We start from the raw sequence: 20,501 nt of genomic DNA, 5'->3' as shown, positions 1-20,501 counted from the left end.
TCGATGCTCCGGGCCCCGGTGGGTGGCGGCCCACCGGGGCCCACCGGCCCGCGCATCCCCGCCGCGGCGAACCCCCGCGTCGGCCCTGGCGGGCCCGTGTTCCGCTGGGGCGCCCCGGCCACCGCGATCGGCCGCGCACCACACGGTGAACGGCGGCGCACCGCACGGCACGCAGGGGCGGCTCCGGCGACCGGGACGTCCATGTGGCCGGCTCCCGCACGATGCCCGCCGATCACGGCGATGAGCGAAGGCGCCCGCGTGCGCCCGGGCTCGCACCAAGCACTGACCGGCCGGCCGTGGGCAGGCGCCGGCTCCCCGGCGCCGCTGACGGGAATGACCTGCGTACGACCCCGCCGGCCGGGTGCGAGGCGCTCGCAGGGCGCCCGCGGCGGACGGGATCAGTGCCGGGCGGCCTGTCACCGCGTCTCGCGGTTGTCCCCACGGCGCCCGCGCCCGCCGCGTCACCGCGTGTCCTCGCGCCGCCGAACGCGGACCCCGTGTTCCCGCGAGGCCGGACGCCAGCCCGGCCTGTTGCCCGGGACACCCTGCCCGTGGCCACCTCCCCAGGGGTCCCAGCTCCGAGGCACCCCTTCAGGCCGCCGTCGCCGGGGCGCCGCCCGCCGCACCACGCCGCCGCGGAGCGTGCCGTACGGCCGGACGGGGCGGGCTTGCCCACGGCTAATCGGGCACGGCCGTACGGCCGGCGGGATCGACGGCATCGGCGTGTGGTCCGGGGGCACGCCGGCCCGGCCCACCGGTGACTGTCGGTGGCCGTTGATAAAACGTTCCAAGGTTGCCGACCCGGAGGTGCCGATGCGTGTCAAGGATCTCCCGCCGGCGGATCGGCCGCGCGAGCGGCTGCTGACCGCGGGCGCGGCCGCGCTCGCCGACCGGGAGCTGCTCGCCCTGCTCCTCGGCTCGGGCGGCAAGGGCGTCAACGCCGTCGAGCTCGCCTCCCGGCTGATCGCGCACTGCGGCACCCTCGGGGAGCTGTCCCGGTCCGAGCCGCACCGGCTGCTCGCCGTACCCGGGATCGGGCCGGCGAAGGCGGCCCGGGTCGCCGCCGCCTTCCAGCTCATGCGCCGCGCCCAGGCGGAGCCCGAGCGTATCCGGATCACCTGCTCGGCCGACCTGGCGGCCGCCGCCGCGCCGTTGCTCCGCGGGTTCGCGCGGGAGCGGCTCGTCGCGGTGATCTGCGACACGCGCGGCACGGTGCTCCGCCGCGCCGTGGTCAGCGAGGGCGGAAGCGACCACACCTCCGCACCCGTTCGCGACATCATCACCACCGTCCTCGTCTCGGGCGGGGCCGCCTTCGGCCTCGCGCACAACCACCCCGGCGGCTCGCTCGAGCCGAGCCCGGCCGACGTCGAGGTCACCGTTCGGCTCCGCGCCGCGGCGGAGACCGTCGGGCTCCGCTTCCTCGACCACCTGATCGTCACCGACACGGCCTGGCGCCGTGTGCCGCACGAGGATGCGCACGCTCAATGATAGACCAGTACCGCACCAATGTATACGTGTACTGCACCACTACATTGGTGCACTACATGTCTGTTTCGTAGGTATACGTATCGATTCGTCTATCATGCGTCCGTGCTCGATCGAGACGGACCCGTGCCGATCTACAAGCAGATCGCCGAGAGGATTCGGGAGCAGATCGACAAAGGGGAACTGCTCCCCGGCGACGCGATCCCGAGCGAGGCCGAGCTCGAAGCCGAGTACGGGATCGCCCGCCTGACCGCGCGGCGGGTGGCCCGGGAGCTCAGGGAGCAGGGTCTCGTCTACACGGTGCAGGGTCAGGGCACCTTCGTCGGCCGCCCCGGCACGCCGCGCCCGCCCGAGCGGATGCCGGTCTACCAGCGGATCGCCGCGGACATCGAGAAGCGGATCCGGTCCGGCGAGATCCCGGTCCACCGGCCGATCCCCAGTGAGAAGGCGCTGATGCGGGAGTACGGCGTGGCCAAGGCCACCGTGCGCCAGGCCGTCCGCCACCTGCGCGACCAGGGCTGGGTGTTCACCGTCCCCTACCGCGGCACGTACGTCTCCCCGCCGGATAACTGGCCGGCGTGACGCGGGCCTCGTCCCGGCGCTGCGCCGGGCGGCCGGAGGTCACGCCGGCGTGAGCGGGCGGGATCAGCGGCCCCCGGTCCGCGCCCCGGCTCCCGGGTCGCGGGCGGCCTGGGTCACGGCGACGCAGCCGAGCACGGCGAGGGCCGCGGCGAGCGTGGCCGTGCCGAACCGTTCCCCGAGCAGCGCCCAGGACCAGACCAGGGTGAGCGGCGGCTGGGCGAGCTGGGTCTGCCCCGCCCGGGCGATGCCCCCGGCGGCCAGCCCGGCGTACCACGGGAAGAAGCCGAGGAACATGGAGATCAGGCCGACGTAGGCGAACCCGGCGAGCGACGCCGCCGTGGGCCGTGGTTCGGTGACCGCGGCGAGCACCGCGGTCGCGGGCACGGTCACCGGGGCGGCGAGGACCAGGGCGTGCGAGATCACCCGCCAGCCGGGCGTCTCCCGGGCCAGCCGCCCGCCCTCGGTGTAGCCGGCGGCGGCCGCGACCAGGGCGAGGGCGAGCAGCGCGTCGGCCCCGGTGAGGCGGCCGCCCTCTCGGGTGAGGGTGAACACGGTGACCGACACCGCGCCGGCCGCGCAGGCGGCCCAGAACAGGGGCCGGGACCGCTCCCCCGCCCGGAGCACGGCGCCGACGGCGGTGGCCGCGGGCAGCAGCCCGATCACCACCGCGGCGTGCGCGGTGCTCGCACCCGCCGCGAGCGCGAGCCCGCTGAAGAGCGGGAATCCGATGACCACCCCGAGCGCGATCACCGCGTACGACCGCAGGGAGGCCCGGGGTGGGAGCAGCGGCGCGCCCGCCGCCTTCAGGCAGATGGCCGCGGCGAGCGCCGCCAGCGCGGCCCGCCCGGCCGCGACGAGGTACGGGTCGAACCCCTGCAGCGCGAACGCGGTCGCGGGGAGCGTGCCGGAGAAGGCGGCCACGCCGAGGCCGGCGAGCAGGGTCCCCCGCCACGCGGACCTCCGGTCCGGGGGTGCCGCTATCGCGCCGCGAACGATAACGCTATCTTGATTCCTCATGCAAAACGATAGCAGTATCGCCCGGCTCGCCGCGATCCTCCGCGAGGAGGTGAAACGGTCCCGGCCGGGCGATCGGCTGCCGTCGAGCCGGGAGATCATGCGCCGGCACGGGGTGAGCCCGATCACGGTCTCCCGGGCCATCGCCCGGCTCGCCGCCGAGGGCCTGGTGATCTCCAAGCCCGGCAGCGGGGTGTACGTCGCGCCGTCCCACCCCGCCACGGCCGAGACGCCCGACACCTCGTGGCAGACCGTGGCCCTCGGCGACCGGGTGGTCGACGACTCGGCCGTGACCACCCTGCTGGCCGAGCCGCCCGACGGCGTCGTGCCGCTCACCGGCGGCTACCTCCACCCGGACCTGCGGCCGGCGAAGGCGCTGGCCGCGGCGATGGCGCGAGCCGTACGGCGGCCGGACGCCTGGTCGGCGCCGCCGCTCAACGGCCTCGCCGGCCTCCGGCGGTGGTTCGCGGCGGAGGTGGGCGGCACGGTGACGCAGAACGACGTGCTCGTGATGGGCGGCGGCCAGGCGGCGCTCGCCCACGCCTTCCGGGCCCTCGCCGCGCCCGGCGGCCCGGTGCTCGTCGAGACCCCCACCTACCCCGGGGCGCTCGCCGCGGCCCGCGCGGCCGGGCTGCGGGTGGTGGCCGTGCCCATCGACGAGGAGGGGGTCCGCCCCGAGCTGCTCGCCGAGGCGTTCGCCCTGACCGGGGCCCGGGTCTTCTACTGCCAGCCCACCCTGCACAACCCCACCGGGGCCACGCTGCCGAGGCACCGCCGGGAGGAGGTGCTCGCGGTGGCGCGGGCGGCCGGGGCCTTCGTGATCGAGGACGACTACGCCGCGTACTTCGCGGCCGGGCGGGTCCCGCCGCCGCTGGTGACCCTGGACGCCCACGGCACCGTGGTGCACGTGCGATCGCTCAGCAAGATCTCCGCGGCCAGCCTGCGGATCGCCGGTGTCATCGCCCGCGGGCCGGCCGCGCACCGGCTCCGCGCCGTCCAGGCCGTGGACTCGTTCTTCGTGGCCCGGCCGCTGCAGGAGGCGGCCCTGGAGTTCATCGGCTCCCCCGCCTGGCGGCGCCACCTCGCCGAGGTGCAGCGGGAGGTCGTCTCCCGGCAGCGGGCGCTGCTCACCGCGCTCGCCCGGCACGCGCCCGCCGCCCGGGTGCACCTCGTGCCGCGCGGCGGCATGCACCTGTGGGTACGGCTCCCGCAGGAGGTGGACGAGGCGTCCCTGGTCGAGGCCGCCCGGCTGAACGGCGTGCTGGTGAGCCCGGGGCGCATCTACTACCCGTCCGAGCCCCCGGGGCCGCGGCTGCGGCTCACCCACACCGCCGCGGCCGGGGCGGCGGACCTGGAGGAGGGCGTCCGCCGGCTCGGCGCGGTGCTCGCCCAGGGCGCGGGCGGGACGGAGGCCGCCGGGACCAGGGGGACCGGTGCCTGACGGAGGGCCCGGTCACTGGCCTACAGTTGGCACGAGAGGTGATCGACCGATGGGCCCGGCGGAGCTGCTCCGCGACTTCGTGAACACCTACGACGTGGAGTCGGACGCCGACCGGCTGACCTCGCCGGCCGAGCTCACCGCCTGGCTGCGGGAGCGCGGGCTGATCGGCGACGGCGACCGGGCCGCGGACGATGACCTCGCCCTGGCGATCCGGCTGCGCGAGGGACTGCGGGCCGTGCTCCGCCGCGGCCACGGCGGCGCAGGCCGCGACACCGCCCGGGACACCGCGGACGAGCCCGCGGGCGCCGCGGCCGGGGACACCGCGCAGGAGCCCGGCGGGGACCCGGCCGGGGACGCCACTGACGCCCCCACGGAGGGCACGGCCGGGAACGCCCAGAACGCGGCGGAGGACGCGGGGGACGCGGTGAGGGACGCCGCCGACCTCGACGCGGTGCTGGCCGCGCTCCCGGTGCGCGTCTCGCTCGCCACCGGCGCCCCCACGCTCGAGCCGATCCGCTCCGGAGCCGCGGCCGGGCTGGCCCGGATCGCGGGGATGATCCCGGCGGCGTACGCGGAGGGAACGTGGTCCCGGCTGAAGGTGTGCGCCGAGAGCACCTGCCAGTGGGCGTTCATCGACTCGTCCAAGAACCGATCGCGCGCCTGGTGCTCCATGCGCGTGTGCGGCAACCGCACCAAAACGCGGGCATATCGGGCGCGGCGCCGGGCGCAAGGCACGCCCAGGCCGTCCTGACCCAGTAGCGTTGTAGCGGCAAAGAAAGGAGCCGGCCGAATGGGTGTCAGACCAGCCCGTCCAGAAGACGTTGACGCGGTGACGAGCACCCAGATCCGGGCGTGGAAGTACGCATACCGTGAGTTCCTGCCACCCGGCCCGCTGGAGCAGATGACCGGGCCGGCGGCGGAGAAGATGTGGCGCCGGCAGTGGGAGGAGGCGATCCTCTCCCCGCCCACCCCGCGGCACCGGGTGCTCGTCGCGGTCGAGCGCGTGGTGCCCGACACGGACGCCTTCACCGCCCTCGGCCCGGGCGGGCGGGTCTACGTCCCGCCGGCCGCGGAGCGCGCGACGGACCGGGTGGTCGGCATCGCCTCGCACGGCCCCGCCGAGGACCCCGATCTCAGCTCGAGCACCACGGCCGAGCTGCTGACGCTGCTCGTCGACCCCAACCACATCCGGCGCGGCCACGGCAGCCGCCTCCTCAACGCGACGGTCGACTACCTCCGCGAGGACGGCTACAGCATGGTCGTGACCTGGGTGTTCGCCGACAACTACCCCATGCTGAGCTTCCTGGAGTCGGCCGGCTGGGGCGAGGACGAGGCCGAGCGGGTGCTCGACATGGGACGCCCGATCCGCATGATCCGGCTCTGCACCGACATCAGCTGACCCGCGGCGCCGTACCGGCCGACGGTGCCGGCCGCGCCGCGCACCAACGTCGCGGCGGATCCGGCGCGTTCCCGGCGGCGAGACCCCACGCCCGCCGGGTCCCGTGACGGGCGAGCGCGACGTCGCGCCGGGCGCGCGGACACGTGCCCGGCGGCCGCGGTCGTGGCCCGTGCCCGGCGATGCCGCAAGGGCGGGCGGCCGTCCCCCCGGAAGCCAGGGCGCGCACCCCGAAGCCCGGCAGGTGCCCGGTTCTCCCGGCTCCGCGCACCGGCGAGGCCCGGCGTACGCCCGCCGCGACGGCCCACGAGTACCGGCGGTGCCCGAGGTCGCGCGGCCGGCCTGCGACGGCGGCCGAGCGGCACCGGCGCCCGGAGCATCCCGTTCCGGCGGCGGGCCGGGACGCCACCTCGCCGCGGATCAGCGGGTCGGCGCTGGCCCCGGCCCCGGGGTGACCGCGCCGCGGGCGGGCGGCCGAGGCCGTGACCGGCGTCCGCTGCCGCGCGGCTATCGTGGCGTGGTGGCACCGGCGCCACCACGCGCCGCGCATCCGCACCGCGGATCAAGCCGCACCATCCCCGGCGAAGTGAGGAGACACGTGGCCACGCCAGCGCAATGGTTAGCGGGCGCCCGCCCGAGGACCCTGCCCGCGGCGATCGTTCCCGTCGCCGTCGGCACCGGCATCGCGTGGTCGGAGGGCGGCGCGGTCTGGTGGCGCGCCCTCCTCGCGCTGCTGGTCGCGCTCGCCCTGCAGGTAGGGGTCAACTACGCGAACGACTACAGCGACGGGGTGCGAGGCGCGGACCAGGACCGGGTCGGGCCGATGCGGCTGGTCGGCTCGGGCGCGGCCACGCCGAAGGCGGTGCTCGCCGCCGCGCTCGGCTGCTTCCTCACCGCCGCGGTCGCCGGGCTCGTCCTCGTGGCGGCGATCGGGGCGTGGTGGCTGCTGCTCGTCGGCCTCGCCGCCATCCTCGCCGCCTGGTTCTACACCGGCGGCTCGCGCCCGTACGGCTACCGCGCCATGGGCGAGGTCTCCGTGTTCACGTTCTTCGGCCTCGTCGCCGTGGTGGGCACCGTCTACGTGCAGATCGAGCGGTGGAGCTGGCTCGCCTTCGCCGCGGCGGTCCCGGTCGGGCTGCTGGCGTGCGCGCTCCTCATCGTGAACAACCTCCGCGACATCCCGACGGACGATCGCGCGGGCAAGCGCACGCTCGCCGTGGTGCTGGGCGACGCCCGCACCCGCCTGCTGTACACCGCGACGCTGCTCATCCCGTTCGTGATCGCCGTCGCGCTGATCCCGTGGCGACCGTTCGCGGCGCTGCCCGTGCTCGCGCTGCCCCTCGCGATCGCACCGGTGCGGACGGTGCGGTCGGGGGCGACCGGCCGGGCGCTGATCGAGAGCCTCCGCCAGACCGGGAGCCTGCAGCTCGCGTTCGGCGCTCTCTTCACGCTCGGCCTGGCGCTCTCCTGAGGCCGCCCGCGGGATCCCCGGCGGCGCGCCCGGGGCCACACGGACGCGCCCACGCGCACGGTTGCGCGCCAAGGCGGGCCACCGTCCCTCGCCGCCGGAGATCCGGACCGTCGCAGCGCGGCCGCGCCCGCCCGGCAGGCACCCGGCTCGTCCCCGGGGCCGCGGGCCGGCGCCCCGAGGGCTCGCGTCCCGTCGTGCCGATGACCGGAGGGGCGGGCGGCCGCGTACCGATGGCGGGCAGTGCCGGCGACCGGGCCCGGGGAGCCACCGGTACCCGGGGCGGCCGCCGGGCACCGGCTTCGGCCACGGCTCCCGCTCCGGGGCGTCGGCCTCGAGGCCGCATGCCCCGGGGCGAGATGCGATGCCCCCTCGATGAGATTCCCACGGCCCGCGTGCGTTCCCCGGAGGGCGTGAGCCGCGATTCCAGGGGGACGACGGGCCCGAGGGCTCCGGCCCGTCCCCAGGGGGCGCGGGCTACAGGTCCAGGAGGTGCTCCAGTCCCACGGTGAGGCCGGGCAGCTCCCGCACCCGGCGGATGCCGAGCAGCACCCCGGGGGTGAACGAGGCCCGGTTCAGGGTGTCGTGCCGGATGGTGAGGGTCTCGCCCTCGCCGCCGAAGAGCACCTCCTGGTGGGCGACCAGCCCGGAGAGCCGTACCGCGTGCACCCGGACGCCCTCCACGGTGGCGCCACGCGCGCCGTCCAGCTCGGCGGTGGTCGCGTCCGGGGACGGCCCCAGCCCGGCCTTCGCCCGGGCCTCGGCGATCAGCTCCGCGGTCCGGCGCGCCGTGCCCGACGGCGCGTCGGCCTTGTTCGGGTGGTGGAGCTCGACGATCTCCACGGACGGGAAGTACTTCGCGGCGAGCCGGGCGAAGTGCATCATCAGCACGGCCCCGATGCCGAAGTTGGGGCAGATCAGGCAGTTGACCCCGGGGTTCTCCGCCAGCCAGCCGCGGACCCGCTCCAGCCGTGCGGCGTCGAAGCCGGTGGTGCCGACCACGGTATGGAGACCGTGGCGGATGCACCACTCGAGGTTCCCCATGACCACGTCCGGGTGGGTGAAGTCGACCACCACCTCGGCCTTGGTCAGGGATTCGATCGGGTCGTCCTTGTCGACCGCGGCCACGAGCTCCATGTCCTCGGCCGCGTGCACGGCCTTGCAGACTTCCACACCGACGCGCCCACGAGCGCCCAGAACACCGACCTTAATCACGGGGCAAGGCTATACCGCGACCGGTGGATCCGGGTCGCCGCGCGGGCGTGCCGCGTTCCCGAGGGCCGAACCGGCCCGGAGACCGCCCGCCCACGGGTACGGCCGCGCCGGATGCCCGGGCCATCGGCCGGGGATCGGGAACGGGCCCATCGCCCCGGCGGGCATGCGCCCAACCCCGGAGAGCACCCGCCGGGCCGCCCGGTGACGGCCACCCGGGCCCGCGGCCTCGGAGCGCGCGGATCGGCGCATCCGTGCCGCCGGGATCAAGCACACCTCGGCGCACACCCCGGGCGCCGGTGGGCGCGCCCCGGGGCCGCGAAAGCTCGCGGATGGGAGGCGGATGGGAGCCGGTCGCGACCGGACCGGCCGCCACCCGGCCGGATGCCCGGGGCCGCCTGCGATGCCGGCGGCCGCCCGGTGCCGTGCCGTACCGGGCGGAACCGTCGGGGAACCCCTGCCGGGCCGGGCCCATGCCGGCGCGCGCCGACCCGGCACCCGCCCGGCCCCGGAGCACCGGTCCCGGCGCACCCGGCCGGCCCACCCGTCGCTCAGGCGATGGCGAAGCCGAAGTCCCGGTCCTCGTACGGGCCGATCACCGCGAGCGTGAGCGGGCGGTTGAACACGTCCTGGGCGACCGCGGCGACGTCCTCCGGAGTGACGGCGGCGATCCGGGCGAGCACCTCGTCGACCGGCATGAGGCGCTCGTACACCAGCTCGCTCTTGGCGATCCGGGACATCCGGGAGCCGGTGTCCTCCAGGCCGAGCACGAGCCCGCCGCGCATCTGCCCCTTGCCGCGGGCGATCTCCTCCGGGGTGAGCCCTTCGGTCAGCACCCGGGCCATCTCGTCCCGGCAGATCTTCAGCACTTCGTCGATCTTGGACGGGAGGCAGCCGACGTAGATGCCGAACTGGCCGGTGTCGGCGTAGTGCGCGGTGAAGCTGTACGTGCTGTACGCCAGGCCGCGCTTCTCCCGGATCTCCTGGAAGAGCCGGGACGACATGCCGCCGCCGAGCGCCGCGTTCAGCACGCCCAGGGCGAAGCGCCGCTCATCGGTCCGGGGGTAGGCCGTGGTGCCGAGCACCAGGTTGGCCTGCTCGGTCGGGCGGGCGATCACCCGGACCCCGGACCGCTGCGGCACGCCCGGCCCGCCGATCCGCGGCGGCGCCGGCTCCGCCGGGCCGTGCAGCGCGCCGGCCCGCTCGTAGGCGGCCGCCACCAGGTCGACCACCCGCTCGTGGTCCACGTTGCCCACCACCGAGACCACGGTGCGGGAGGGCACGTAGAACCGGCGGTAGTACTCCCCGATGCGGTCCCGGGTGAGGGCGTTGATCGACTCCTCGTTGCCGAGGATCGGCCGGCCGATCGGCGTGTCGCCGAACAGCTCGGCGGAGAACTCCTCGTGGACGAGGTCCGCCGGATCGTCGTCGTGCATGGCGATCTCCTCGAGGATCACGCCACGCTCCGACTCCACGTCCTCCGGCGCGAGCAGGGAGGACGTGACCACGTCCGCGAGCACGTCGATCGCGATCGCGAGGTCCTCGTCGAGCACCCGGGCGTAGTAGCAGGTGTACTCCTTGGCGGTGAAGGCGTTGATCTCACCGCCGATGCCCTCGATGGACGCCGAGATCTCCATGGCGTTCCTCGTGGGCGTGCCCTTGAAGAGCAGGTGCTCGAGGAAGTGGGTGGCCCCCATGTGCTCGGGGGCCTCATCGCGTGACCCGATGCCGACCCAGATGCCGACCGCGACACTGCGCACGGTCGGCATGGTCTCGGTGACAACCCGCAACCCTCCGGGCAGGACCGTGCGGCGCACGACGCCCGCGCCGTCCTTGCCCGGGTACAACGTCGTCGTCATCACGTGTTGCGCTGCGTCGTACGTCCCGCGCGGGTACGGCGGCGCCGGGGCCGCCGCGGCTGCTCGTCCTCATCCGCGGACGCCGTGGCGGCCGCCGCGGCCTTCTCCTTCTCCGCCTTCTCCTTCTCGGCCTTCTCCTTCTCGGCGCGCTCCCGCTCGATGACCTCGACCGGGACGAGGGAGAGCTTGCCGCGCGAGTCGATCTCGACGACCTCGACCTGGATCTTCTCGCCGACGGTCAGCACGTCTTCGACGTTGTCGATCCGCTTGCCGCCGTACAGCTTGCGGATCTGCGAGATGTGCAGCAGCCCGTCCTTGCCGGGGAGCAGCGAGACGAAGGCCCCGAACGCGGCGAGCTTCACGATCGTGCCGAGGTACCGCTCACCGACCTCCGGCATGTGCGGATTCGCGATGCCGTTGATCAGCGCACTGGCCGCCTCGGCGGACGCGCCGTCCGTGGCGCCGATGTAGATGGTGCCGTCGTCCTCGATCGTGATCTCGGCGCCGGTCTTCTCCTGGATCTGGTTGATGATCTTGCCCTTGGGGCCGATGACGTCGCCGATCTTGTCCACCGGCACCTTGAGCGTGAGGATCCGCGGCGCGTTAGGGTTGAGCGGGGCCGGGGCGTCGATGGCCTCCTTCATCACGTCGAGGATCGCCAGCCGGGCGCTCCGCGCCTGCTTCAGCGCGCCGGCGAGGACCTCGGCGGGGATGCCGTCGAGCTTGGTGTCGAGCTGGAGGGCGGTGATCAGGTCCCGGGTGCCGGCGACCTTGAAGTCCATGTCGCCCATGGCGTCCTCGGCCCCGATGATGTCGGTGAGCGTGACGTACTTGCCGTTCTCACCGATGAGGCCCATGGCGATGCCCGCCACCATGTCCTTGAGCGGCACACCGGCGTCGAGCAGGGACATCGTCGAGGCGCAGACCGAGCCCATCGAGGTCGAGCCGTTCGACCCGATCGCCTCCGACACCTGCCGGATCGCGTACGGGAACTCCTCCCGGGACGGGAGCACGGGCAGCAGCGCCCGCTCGGCGAGCGCACCGTGGCCGATCTCCCGCCGCTTGGGCGCGCCGACCCGGCCCACCTCACCGGTGGAGTACGGCGGGAAGTTGTAGTTGTGCATGTAGCGCTTGGTGCGCTCGGGGTTGAGCGTGTCGATGGTCTGCTCCATCCGGAGCATGTTCAGCGTGGTGATGCCCAGGATCTGGGTCTCGCCGCGCTCGAACAGGGCCGAGCCGTGCACCCGCGGGATGACGTGCACCTCCGCGTTGAGCTGCCGGATGTCCTTCGGGCCCCGCCCGTCGATCCGGATGCCCTCGTTGAGCACGCGCTCCCGCATGAGCTGCCGGGTGAGCGCCCGGAACGCGGGCCCGATCTCCTTCTCCCGGCCCTCGAACTCCGGGAGCAGCTTCTCGGCGGCGATCGCCTTCACCCGCTCGATCTCGAGCTCGCGCTCCTGCTTGCCCGGGATGGTGAGCGCCGCGGCGAGCTCGCTCTTGACCGCCGCGCAGACCGCCTCGTAGACGTCGTCCTGGTAGTCGGGGTAGATCGGGTAGTTGCCCGGCGCCTTGCCCGCGACCTTGGCGAGCTTCTCCTGGGCCTCACAGAGGACCTTGATGAACGGCTTGGCGGCCTCCAGGCCCTGGGCGACCACCTCTTCGGTGGGGGCGACGGCGCCCTCGGCGACCAGCTTGAGGGTGTTGCGGGTCGACTCCGCCTCCACCATCATGATCGCCACGTCGCCGTCCTCGAGCACCCGGCCGGCGACCACCATGTCGAACGTCGCGTTCTCCAGCTCGGAGTAGGTGGGGAACGCCACCCACTTGCCGTCGATCAGGCCGACCCGCACACCGCCGATGGGGCCGGAGAACGGCAGGCCGGCGAGCTGGGTCGACATGCTCGCCGCGTTGATCGCCACCACGTCGTACAGGTGGTCGGGGTGGATCGCCAGGACCGTCGCCACGATCTGGACCTCGTTGCGCAGGCCCTTGGCGAAGGAGGGGCGCAACGGCCGGTCGATCAGCCGGCACGTGAGGATCGCGTCCTCGGACGGGCGGCCCTCCCGGCGGAAGAACGAGCCGGGGATCTTGCCCGCCGCGTACATCCGCTCTTCGACGTCGACGGTGAGCGGGAAGAAGTCCAGGCCCTCCTTGGGCTGCTTGGAGACGGTGGTGGCCGAGAGCACCATCGTCTCGTCGTCGAGATAGGCGACCGCGCTTCCCGTCGCCTGACGGGCCAGGCGCCCGGTCTCGAAGCGGACCGTGCGCGTGCCGAAGGAGCCGTTGTCGATTACGGCTTCAGATGTGTGGACACCCTCCACGGGGGACCTCCTTGATGGAATCGGTCTCCCGCGTCCTGTCGTGTGCCGGGCTCCCCGTTCAGTGCAGCGCCGGTCTTCGATCGAAGCGCCCGGTTGCCGCAGGTACGGCACGTGCCGTATCCCAACCGGGGGCCACTACCGAGGACCGGCCCTCTCACGCCCGCGGGACCGCGCGTGCTGCACTCGTTCGGACGCGGGATTCGTCTGTCGGGTCGAGTCCGCCCGTCGGGCTTCCTCATCCCCACCGGCTGTTCAGTTGTCAGCCGGCAGGCCGCTTCGTGAGGGCCCGCCGGGCTTTACGTCGTCATTCATTGTTACGGGCTACGAGAAAGGAGCGGCGAGGATTTCACCGCTCCTTTTCAGTTACCTCCGCAGCCCGAGCCGCTCGATGAGCGAGCGGTAGCGGTTGATGTCCTGCGCCTGCAGGTAGTTGAGCAACCGCCGACGCCGGCCGACGAGCAGGAGCAGGCCGCGGCGGCTGTGGTGGTCGTGCTTGTGCACCTTCAGGTGCTCGGTCAGGTCCTTGATGCGCTGGGTCAGCAGCGCGACCTGCACCTCCGGGCTGCCCGTGTCGTTCGGTGACGTGGCGTACTCGCTGATGATCGCCTTCTTGGTAGCGGCGTCGAGCGGCACTCTTTCTCTCTTCCTTTCCCGTACAGGAGGCACGCGAACCGACCGAACCGGCCCGCGGACGACCGCGCGTGCCTACAGTCGCCGTGACCGGTCTCGCGGGTGGCGCGAAAGGCACCACCACTACGTAGCCGTCAAGTAAGGCTACCACCGGTGGCCCGTCCCACGTCCGGGCGACGGCCGGGCCGGTCAGGTGATCAGCCGCCTGACCTGCTCGACATCCTCCCGCATCTGCGCGATCAGCGCCTCGATCGACTCGAACCGCAGCGTGTCGCGGAGCCGCTCGGCGAAGTCCACGGCCACGTGCGCACCGTACAGGTCGAGGTCGTCCCGGTCCAGCGCGTACGCCTCGACCGTGCGCTCCCGCCCCTCGAAGGTCGGGTTCGTGCCGATGGAGATCGCCGCCGGCCAGCGCTCGCCCTCGTACGGCGAGGGCCGCTGGGTGCACTCCAGCCAGCCCGCGTAGACGCCGTCCGCGGGGATGGCGGTGTGCGGCGGCGACTCGACGTTCGCGGTGGGGAAGCCCAGCAGCGCCCGGCCCCGCTGGTGGCCGCGGACCACGACGCCCTCGACCCGGTGCGGGCGGCCCAGGGCCGCGGCGGCGCCCGCGACGTCACCGGCGGCGACGCGCTCGCGGATCAGGGTGGAGGAGATCGCCACGCCGTTGCTCACCAGTGGCACGCCCTCGGCGGCGAAGTCGTACTTCTCCCCCAGCGTGCGCAGGGTCTCCACATCACCGGCCGCCTTGTGCCCGAAGCGGAAGTTCTCCCCGACCACCACGTGGGCGGCGTGGAGCCGGTCCACCAGCGCGGTCTGCACGAACTCGTCCGGCGACATCCGCGAGAGCTCGAGGGTGAACCGGAGCACGCAGACCGCGTCGACGCCGAGCGAGGCGAGCAGCTCGATCCGCCGCCGCAGCCCGGTGAGCAGCGGCGGGTGGCTCCCGGGGCGGACCACCTCGTCGGGGTGGGGGTCGAAGGTGACGGCGACGGCGGGAAGCCCGAGCTCCCTGGCGAGGCCGACCGCCCGGCCCACCAGCCGTTGGTGGCCGAGGTGCACCCCGTCGAACACGCCGATCGTCACGACGGACCTGCCCCAGTCGCCGGGGACTTCGTCCAGACCGTGCCAGCTCTGCACTTCGACCTCGATTCTCCTACGGCGTGGCCAACCGGCAGTAGACAAGAGTGCCATGCCCGCGGAAGCGCCTGAGAACCGGCTCTCCCGCTCCCGGTGTCACGGTACGAAGACCGCGAGCGGCTTGGCCGTGCCGCCCTTCTCCTCGACGAGCGCGAGCAGCTCGCCCCCGGGGCCGAACACCCCCACGGGTCCCGGGCCGAGCCCGGCCGCGGGCAGCCGCCCGCCGTGCACCACGCGCCGCGCCTCGGCGGCGGTGACCCGCCGGCACGGGAAGGCGGCGGCCACCGCCTCGGCCATCGGCATGATCACCAGCTCGTCGCTCAGCTCGTCGATGGTGCGCGCCGACTCGACGCCGTACCGCCCCACCCGGGTGCGCCGGAGCCGGGTGAGGTGGCCGTGGACGCCGAGCGCGGCGCCGAGGTCCCGGGCGAGGGCGCGGATGTAGGTGCCGCTCGAGCAGGTGATGACCGCGTCCACGTCGATGACGTCGCCGCTCCTGCGGATCCCGGTCACCTCGAACCGGTGGACCGTGACGGGGCGGGCGGCGAGCTCGACCCGCTCCCCCGCCCTGGACCGCCGGTAGGCGCGCTGCCCGTCCACCTTGATCGCGCTCACCTGCGGCGGGACCTGCATGATCTCGCCGGTGAGCGAGGCGACCGCCTGGTGGAGGCGCTCGTCCGTGATGTGCCCGGCGGGGGCGGTGGCCGTGACCTGCCCCTCGGCGTCGTCGGTGTCGGTCGCCACCCCGAGCCGGATGGTCGCCTCGTAGGTCTTCTCGGCGAGCGCCAGGTGGCCGAGGAGCCGGGTGGCCTTCTCCACCCCCACGACGAGCACCCCGGTCGCCATCGGGTCGAGGGTGCCGGCGTGGCCGACCCGGCGGGTGCCGGCGAGGCGGCGGATCTTGGCGACGACGTCGTGCGACGTCCAGCCGGCCGGTTTGTCCACGATGACCAGGCCGCTCGGCGGCGGGGTGCGTCGGGCTCGATCCGTGCTCATCGGGCGTCCAGGTCTGCTCGGGTGGCGGCGGTCAGGTGCGGGCGGAGGGCCGCGATGGCCTGCTCCGGGGGGAGGGAGGTGGCGAAGCCGGCGGCGCGGCGGTGGCCCCCGCCGCCGAGCGCGGCGCACGCCCGGCCGACGTCGACCGCGCACCGGGAGCGCACCGAGGCGTGCCACTCGCCGTCGTCGGTCTCCTTGAGCACGACGGCCACGTCGGCGGCGTCGGCCCGCCGCACGACGTCGATCACTCCCTCCAGCTCGTCGTACGGCAGAGCGTACCGGGCCCGGTCCTCCCGCGTGACATAGGTCCAGATCAGCCCGTGGCCGGCGGCGGCCGACGGTTCGAGCGCGGCCCGGCCGAGCGCCGTGCCGAGCACGTGCAGGTAGCCGTACGGCACGCTGTCGAAGAGCGCCCGGGCGATCTCGTCCGGCGCGACCCCTTTCGCGATCAGCCGCGCGGCCATCGCGTGGGCGGCCGGGGTGGCCGACGAGTGGCGGAACGAGCCGGTGTCGGTGACCAGCCCGGTGTACAGGCAGGTGGCCACCTCGCGGTCGATCTCGATCCCGAGCCGGTCGAGGAGCTCCGCCACGAGCACGGTCGTGGCGGGGGCCTCCGGGTCGACGAGGTGCACCGAGCCGAACCCGGTGTTGGAGGCGTGGTGGTCGATCACGATCAGCTCACCGGCCCGGGCGGCGTTGGGCTCGAGCAGGCCGAGCCGTTCCCGGCTCGACGCGTCACACGTGATCATCAGCTCCGGCTCGGCCGGGAACGCGGACGGCGCCACGAGCAGCTCCCGCCCGGGCAGGAAGCGCAGCATGCGGGGCACGGCCGCGTCGCGGTCGCCGAAGGACGCCACGACGTCCTTGCCCGCGCGGCGCAGCGCGAGCCCGAGCCCGAGCATGGAGCCGAGGGCGTCCCCGTCGGGCGAGACATGGCAGGCGAGCGCGACCCGGCCGGCGGCGTGCACCAGCTCGGCCGCGCGCGCCCAATCCGCCTCGCCGATCGGCGCGCCGGCCCCGCTCACCTGTCCCCCGCCCGGCCGGAGGCCGTGTCCTCCTCGCCGTCCTCCTCGCCGTTCTCCCGGTCCTCCTCGGCCTCCTTGGGGACCCGGTACGGGTCGGCGTCCCCGGCGAACTGGGCCCCCTCGGCCTGCTTGGCGATCTCGGCGTCGCGGGCCCGGGCGATGGCGAACAGGTCGTCGAGGTGCCGGGCGCTGGCGGGCAGCGGGTCGTGGACGAAGGCGATCGTGGGCGTGTGCCGCAGGCCGGTCCGCCGGCCCACCTCGGACCGGATGAGGCCCTTGGCGCTCTCCAGCGCCGCCGCGGTGGCCGCGCGCTCCTCCTCCGACCCGAACACCGTGTAGTAGACGGTGGCCGCGCTCAGGTCGGCGGTGATCCGGGCGTCGGTCACCGTGACGAACCCGAGCCTGGGGTCCTTGATCCGGCGCTCCAGCATCTCGGCGACCACCTGCTTGATGCGGTCGGCCAGCCTCCTGGCGCGCGCCGCTGCGTCCATGCTCCCGCTCCCTCGAATAGGCCTGTGGCCTACGCGCCTGCCTCGCCGCTTCATTCCTCGTGGTCGTTGAAGAGTCGTTGCCGGGTGGACAGCAGCTCGATCTCCGGGTGGAACGCCACCACGCGCTCGCACGCGCTGAGCACCTCACCGCAGTTGGCCGCCGTGGCGGAGACCACGGCCACGCCGATCTCCGCCCGGCGGTGCAGGTCGAGGTGGCCGGTCTCGGCCACCGCGATCCCGGGGAACCGCCGTTGCAGCTCGGCGATGATCGGCCGGATCACGGAGCGCTTCTCCTTCAGCGAGCGTACGTCGCCGAGCAGGATGTCGAAGGTGAGTGCACCGATGTACATGACCGTTCAAAGACCCGGCGGCGGTGACAAGGTCGTGCCGCCGCCCGGGCGGGCGGCGGCACGGCCTGTCAAGCGCGCGGCTTCTCCCGCATCTCGAACGTCTCGATGACGTCCTCGATCTTGATGTCGTTGTAGCCGAGGCCGATACCGCACTCGAAGCCCTCGCGGACCTCGGTGACGTCGTCCTTGAACCGGCGCAACGACTCGATGGTGAGGTTGTCGGCCACCACCGTGCCGTCCCGGATGAGCCGGGCCTTGCTGTTCCGGGTGATCACACCGCTGCGCACCACGCAACCGGCGACGTTGCCGATCTTCGGCACCCGGAAGATCTCCCGGATCTCGGCGGTACCGGTGACAACCTCCTCGTACTCGGGCTTGAGCAAGCCCTTGAGGGCGGCCTCGATCTCCTCGATCGCCTGGTAGATGACCGAGTAGTACCGGATGTCGACGCCCTCGCGCTCGGCCAGCTCGCGGGCCCGGACCTCCGGGCGCACGTTGAAGCCGATGATGACCGCGTTGTCGTCGGCCATCGCCAGGTTGACGTCGTACTCCGTGATCGCGCCGACCCCGCGGTGCAGGACGCGGAGCTTGGCCTCCTCGCCCACATCGATCTTGAGGAGGGCGTCCTCGAGGGCCTCGACCGAACCGGAGACGTCGCCCTTGATGATGAGCTTGAGCTCGCTGACCTTGCCCTTCTCGAGGTCCTTGAACATCTCCTCGAGGGTGCGGCGGCGCCCGGACTTCGCCATCTCGGCCGACCGCTGCCGCGCCGCACGCTGCTGGGCGATCTGGCGGGCCACGCGGTCGTCGGGGACGACGATGAAGTTGTCACCGGCCCGCGGGACGGAGGTGAGACCGAGCACCTGGACCGGGCAGGACGGCGGCGCCTCCTTCAGCGCCTTGCCGTTGTCGTCGAGCATCGCCCGGACCCGGCCGAAGGCCTCACCGCACACGATCGAGTCACCGACCCGCAGCGTCCCGCGCTGCACCAGCACGGTCGCCACCGGGCCGCGGCCCTTGTCGAGGTGCGCCTCGATCGCCACGCCCTGAGCGGGCATGTCCGGATTGGCCCGCAGGTCGAGCTCGGCGTCCGCGGTGAGGAGGATGGCCTCGAGCAGGTTGTCGATGCCGATGCCCTCCTTGGCGGAGATGTCCACGAAGAGCGTGGAACCGCCGTACTCCTCGGCCACGAGGTCGTACTCGGTGAGCTGCGACCGGACCTTGATCGGGTCGGCGCCCTCCTTGTCGATCTTGTTGACCGCGACCACGACCGGCACGTCGGCCGCCCGGGCGTGGTTGAGCGCCTCGATCGTCTGCGGCTTCACGCCGTCGTCGGCCGCCACCACCAGCACGGCGATGTCGGTCACCTGGGCACCGCGGGCCCGCATGGCGGTGAACGCCTCGTGACCCGGGGTGTCGATGAAGGTGATCTTCCGCTCCTCGCCGTCGAGCGTGGTGGTCACCTGGTAGGCGCCGATGTGCTGGGTGATGCCACCGGCCTCCCGCGCGGCGACGTTCGTGTTCCGGATCGTGTCGAGGAGCTTGGTCTTACCGTGGTCGACGTGACCCATGACGGTCACGACCGGCGGCCGCGGCACGAGGTCCGCCTCGTCGCCCTGGTCCTCGCCGAACTCGATGTTGAAGGACTCGAGGAGCTCGCGGTCCTCCTCCTCCGGGCTGACGATCTGCACGTCGTAATCGAGCTCGGCACCGAGGAGCTGCAGGGTCTCCTCGCTGACCGACTGGGTCGCGGTGACCATCTCGCCGAGGTGCAGGAGGATCTGCACGAGCGACGCGGGGTTCGCGCCGATCCGGTCGGCGAAGTCGGTGAGGGTCGCCCCGCGCGGCAGGCGGATGGTCTGCCCGTTACCGCGGGGGACCTGCACACCGCCGATGGTCGGGGCCTGCAGGTTGTCGAACTCCTGGCGCCGCTGGCGCTTCGACTTGCGGCCACGCGCCGGGCGGCCGCTGGGACGGCCGAAGGCGCCACCGGACCCGCCACGGCCACGGCCGCCACCACCCGGACGGCCGCCGAACCCGCCGCCACCGGGGCGACCGGCGCCGCCACCCGCACGGGAGACGCCGAAGCCCGCGCCGGCACGGCCGCCACCGGCCGGACGGCCGCCGCCCCCACCGGGACGCCCGGCGCCGGGCCGGGCACCGGGAGCGGCCGGACGGCCCTGCGGCATCATCATCGGGCTCGGGCGCGGCGCACCGGGACGCGGCACCGGGCCGCCCGGGCCACCGCGCGCGGACGGCGGACGCGGAATCGGCGCGTCCTTGCCGGGCTGCCGCGGCTGGGCACCGGCGGCCGGGCCACCGGCGGGCCGGGGGCGCTGCCCCATCCCCGTCGTGGACGTGAACGGGTTGTTCCCCGGGCGCGGGCCACGCGGGCCGGGCTTCGGAATGGGAGGACGTGGAACGGCGCCGGCGGCACCGGGCGGGGGCGCCGGCACCGGAGGACGCGGAATGGGCCCCGGCCGCGGACCCGGCTTCGGAATCGACGCGGGGGTCGGCCGCGGACCGGCCGCCGGGGGCTGGGGACGTGGAGCCTCGGGAACCGCCCCGCCAGGCCGTGCCGCCGGCTGAGCCGCGGACGGCGGGGGCGTGGGAACCGGACGCGCGCCCGGTGGCGGCGCCGGCTTCGGGGCCGGCTTCGCCGCCGCGCCTGCGGTGCCCGCCGGCTTGGCCTGGGCCTGGGCCTGCGCCTGGGCGGCCGCGCTCCCGGCCGCCTGCTGCGCGGGCTTGGGCTGCGCCTCCTTGGCCTGTTCCTTCGCGCCGCTCTTGGCGGCGGCTTCGTTCTTGAAAGCCTCAGTCAACTTACGGACGACCGGCGCCTCGACCGTCGAGGACGCCGACCTGACGAACTCGCCCATCTCGTTGAGCTTGGCCATGACGACCTTGCTCTCGACACCGAATTCCTTGGCGAGCTCGTATACCCGGACCTTCGCCACTGCACTCCCTAACTCGGTCCGGGAGCCTGCAGGGCCGCCGGACCGTCGCTACCTGAACGTACTCATCGCCGCGTGCTCATCAGGCGCTCATCTCAATCTGATCTCCGCCCGTCAACTCGGCGTCTTGCGGATGGTCATGC

General features: G+C 73.9%; 17 protein-coding genes. 6 read left to right on the top strand and 11 right to left on the bottom strand.

Annotated features, from left to right (window positions below; translation table 11 throughout):
- Positions 1-813 precede the first annotated feature (813 nt).
- Together TBIS_RS05390 and TBIS_RS05385 are read left to right on the top strand one after the other, a co-directional pair.
- A complete protein-coding gene (locus TBIS_RS05390; protein WP_013131332.1) occupies positions 814-1,488 on the top strand; it encodes a JAB domain-containing protein in 675 nt (224 codons plus the stop codon).
- Between the two features lie 102 nt (positions 1,489-1,590).
- Complete coding sequence (locus TBIS_RS05385; RefSeq protein WP_041431237.1) at positions 1,591-2,067, top strand: GntR family transcriptional regulator; 477 nt, start codon at positions 1,591-1,593, stop codon at positions 2,065-2,067.
- Between the two features lie 63 nt (positions 2,068-2,130).
- Here TBIS_RS05385 and TBIS_RS05380 read toward each other — a convergent pair whose 3' ends face one another.
- Positions 2,131-3,084 carry a DMT family transporter gene (locus TBIS_RS05380; protein WP_013131330.1) on the bottom strand — a complete coding sequence of 318 codons (954 nt, stop codon included), beginning with the start codon at positions 3,082-3,084 and terminating at the stop codon, positions 2,131-2,133.
- Between TBIS_RS05380 and TBIS_RS05375 the strand changes: the two genes are divergently transcribed.
- From TBIS_RS05375 to TBIS_RS05360, 4 genes are all read left to right on the top strand, one after another.
- Complete coding sequence (locus TBIS_RS05375) at positions 3,083-4,522, top strand: aminotransferase-like domain-containing protein (protein ID WP_013131329.1); 1,440 nt, start codon at positions 3,083-3,085, stop codon at positions 4,520-4,522. The two genes, TBIS_RS05380 and TBIS_RS05375, sit on opposite strands and share 2 nt — an antisense overlap.
- Before the next feature lie 49 nt (positions 4,523-4,571).
- The gene (locus tag TBIS_RS05370; protein ID WP_013131328.1) at positions 4,572-5,273 is read left to right on the top strand and encodes a CGNR zinc finger domain-containing protein; all 702 of its coding nucleotides are present in this window, start codon (positions 4,572-4,574) and stop codon (positions 5,271-5,273) included.
- 78 nt (positions 5,274-5,351) lie between these two features.
- Positions 5,352-5,921, top strand: a complete 570-nt coding sequence (locus TBIS_RS05365; protein ID WP_338113498.1) for a GNAT family N-acetyltransferase — start codon at positions 5,352-5,354, stop codon at positions 5,919-5,921.
- A gap of 595 nt (positions 5,922-6,516) precedes the next feature.
- Complete coding sequence (locus TBIS_RS05360) at positions 6,517-7,389, top strand: 1,4-dihydroxy-2-naphthoate polyprenyltransferase (RefSeq protein WP_013131326.1); 873 nt, start codon at positions 6,517-6,519, stop codon at positions 7,387-7,389.
- 474 nt (positions 7,390-7,863) lie between these two features.
- On the opposite strand, the gene dapB is transcribed toward TBIS_RS05360, so the two are convergent.
- From dapB to infB, 10 genes are all read right to left on the bottom strand, one after another.
- Complete coding sequence (gene dapB / locus TBIS_RS05355; RefSeq protein ID WP_050760443.1) at positions 7,864-8,601, bottom strand: 4-hydroxy-tetrahydrodipicolinate reductase; 738 nt, start codon at positions 8,599-8,601, stop codon at positions 7,864-7,866.
- A gap of 548 nt (positions 8,602-9,149) precedes the next feature.
- Positions 9,150-10,457, bottom strand: a complete 1,308-nt coding sequence (locus tag TBIS_RS05350; protein ID WP_013131324.1) for a M16 family metallopeptidase — start codon at positions 10,455-10,457, stop codon at positions 9,150-9,152.
- Positions 10,457-12,778 carry a polyribonucleotide nucleotidyltransferase gene (locus TBIS_RS05345; protein WP_013131323.1) on the bottom strand — a complete coding sequence of 774 codons (2,322 nt, stop codon included), beginning with the start codon at positions 12,776-12,778 and terminating at the stop codon, positions 10,457-10,459. Before TBIS_RS05345 ends, TBIS_RS05350 begins: the two co-directional genes overlap by 1 nt.
- 363 nt (positions 12,779-13,141) lie before the next feature.
- Entirely contained in the window at positions 13,142-13,411 is a 270-nt protein-coding gene (rpsO, locus tag TBIS_RS05340) for a 30S ribosomal protein S15 (RefSeq protein ID WP_013131322.1), read from the bottom strand.
- Between the two features lie 186 nt (positions 13,412-13,597).
- Positions 13,598-14,545 (bottom strand): bifunctional riboflavin kinase/FAD synthetase, encoded by a 948-nt coding sequence (locus TBIS_RS05335; protein ID WP_013131321.1) that lies wholly within the window; start codon positions 14,543-14,545, stop codon positions 13,598-13,600.
- Positions 14,546-14,641: 96 nt separating this feature from the next.
- Entirely contained in the window at positions 14,642-15,541 is a 900-nt protein-coding gene (gene truB, locus TBIS_RS05330; protein WP_013131320.1) for a tRNA pseudouridine(55) synthase TruB, read from the bottom strand.
- Positions 15,538-16,566, bottom strand: coding sequence for a DHH family phosphoesterase (locus TBIS_RS05325; protein WP_013131319.1), 1,029 nt, complete (start codon positions 16,564-16,566; stop codon positions 15,538-15,540). Before TBIS_RS05325 ends, truB begins: the two co-directional genes overlap by 4 nt.
- Positions 16,563-17,057 carry a 30S ribosome-binding factor RbfA gene (gene rbfA, locus TBIS_RS05320; protein WP_013131318.1) on the bottom strand — a complete coding sequence of 165 codons (495 nt, stop codon included), beginning with the start codon at positions 17,055-17,057 and terminating at the stop codon, positions 16,563-16,565. The genes TBIS_RS05325 and rbfA overlap by 4 nt, the downstream gene beginning before the upstream one ends.
- 50 nt (positions 17,058-17,107) lie before the next feature.
- A complete protein-coding gene (locus TBIS_RS05315; RefSeq protein ID WP_013131317.1) occupies positions 17,108-17,407 on the bottom strand; it encodes a DUF503 domain-containing protein in 300 nt (99 codons plus the stop codon).
- A gap of 68 nt (positions 17,408-17,475) precedes the next feature.
- A complete protein-coding gene (gene infB / locus TBIS_RS05310; RefSeq protein ID WP_013131316.1) occupies positions 17,476-20,361 on the bottom strand; it encodes a translation initiation factor IF-2 in 2,886 nt (961 codons plus the stop codon).
- Positions 20,362-20,501 lie beyond the last annotated feature (140 nt).

The organism is Thermobispora bispora DSM 43833 (assembly GCF_000092645.1).
GTDB lineage: Bacteria > Actinomycetota > Actinomycetes > Streptosporangiales > Streptosporangiaceae > Thermobispora > Thermobispora bispora.
Note: the sequence above shows the minus strand (reverse complement) of the source record. Positions and strands in the feature narration are given on the sequence as shown.

Excerpts from the sequence above, each read along its gene's own strand:
- TBIS_RS05350 (WP_013131324.1), bottom strand. The coding sequence starts at position 10,457 with ATGACGACGACGTTGTACCCGGGCAAGGACGGCGCGGGCGTCGTGCGC.
- TBIS_RS05315 (WP_013131317.1), bottom strand. The coding sequence starts at position 17,407 with ATGTACATCGGTGCACTCACCTTCGACATCCTGCTCGGCGACGTACGC.
- truB (WP_013131320.1), bottom strand. The coding sequence starts at position 15,541 with ATGAGCACGGATCGAGCCCGACGCACCCCGCCGCCGAGCGGCCTGGTC.
- TBIS_RS05370 (WP_013131328.1), top strand. The coding sequence starts at position 4,572 with ATGGGCCCGGCGGAGCTGCTCCGCGACTTCGTGAACACCTACGACGTG.
- rbfA (WP_013131318.1), bottom strand. The coding sequence starts at position 17,057 with ATGGACGCAGCGGCGCGCGCCAGGAGGCTGGCCGACCGCATCAAGCAG.
- TBIS_RS05375 (WP_013131329.1), top strand. The coding sequence starts at position 3,083 with ATGCAAAACGATAGCAGTATCGCCCGGCTCGCCGCGATCCTCCGCGAG.
- TBIS_RS05380 (WP_013131330.1), bottom strand. The coding sequence starts at position 3,084 with ATGAGGAATCAAGATAGCGTTATCGTTCGCGGCGCGATAGCGGCACCC.
- TBIS_RS05390 (WP_013131332.1), top strand. The coding sequence starts at position 814 with ATGCGTGTCAAGGATCTCCCGCCGGCGGATCGGCCGCGCGAGCGGCTG.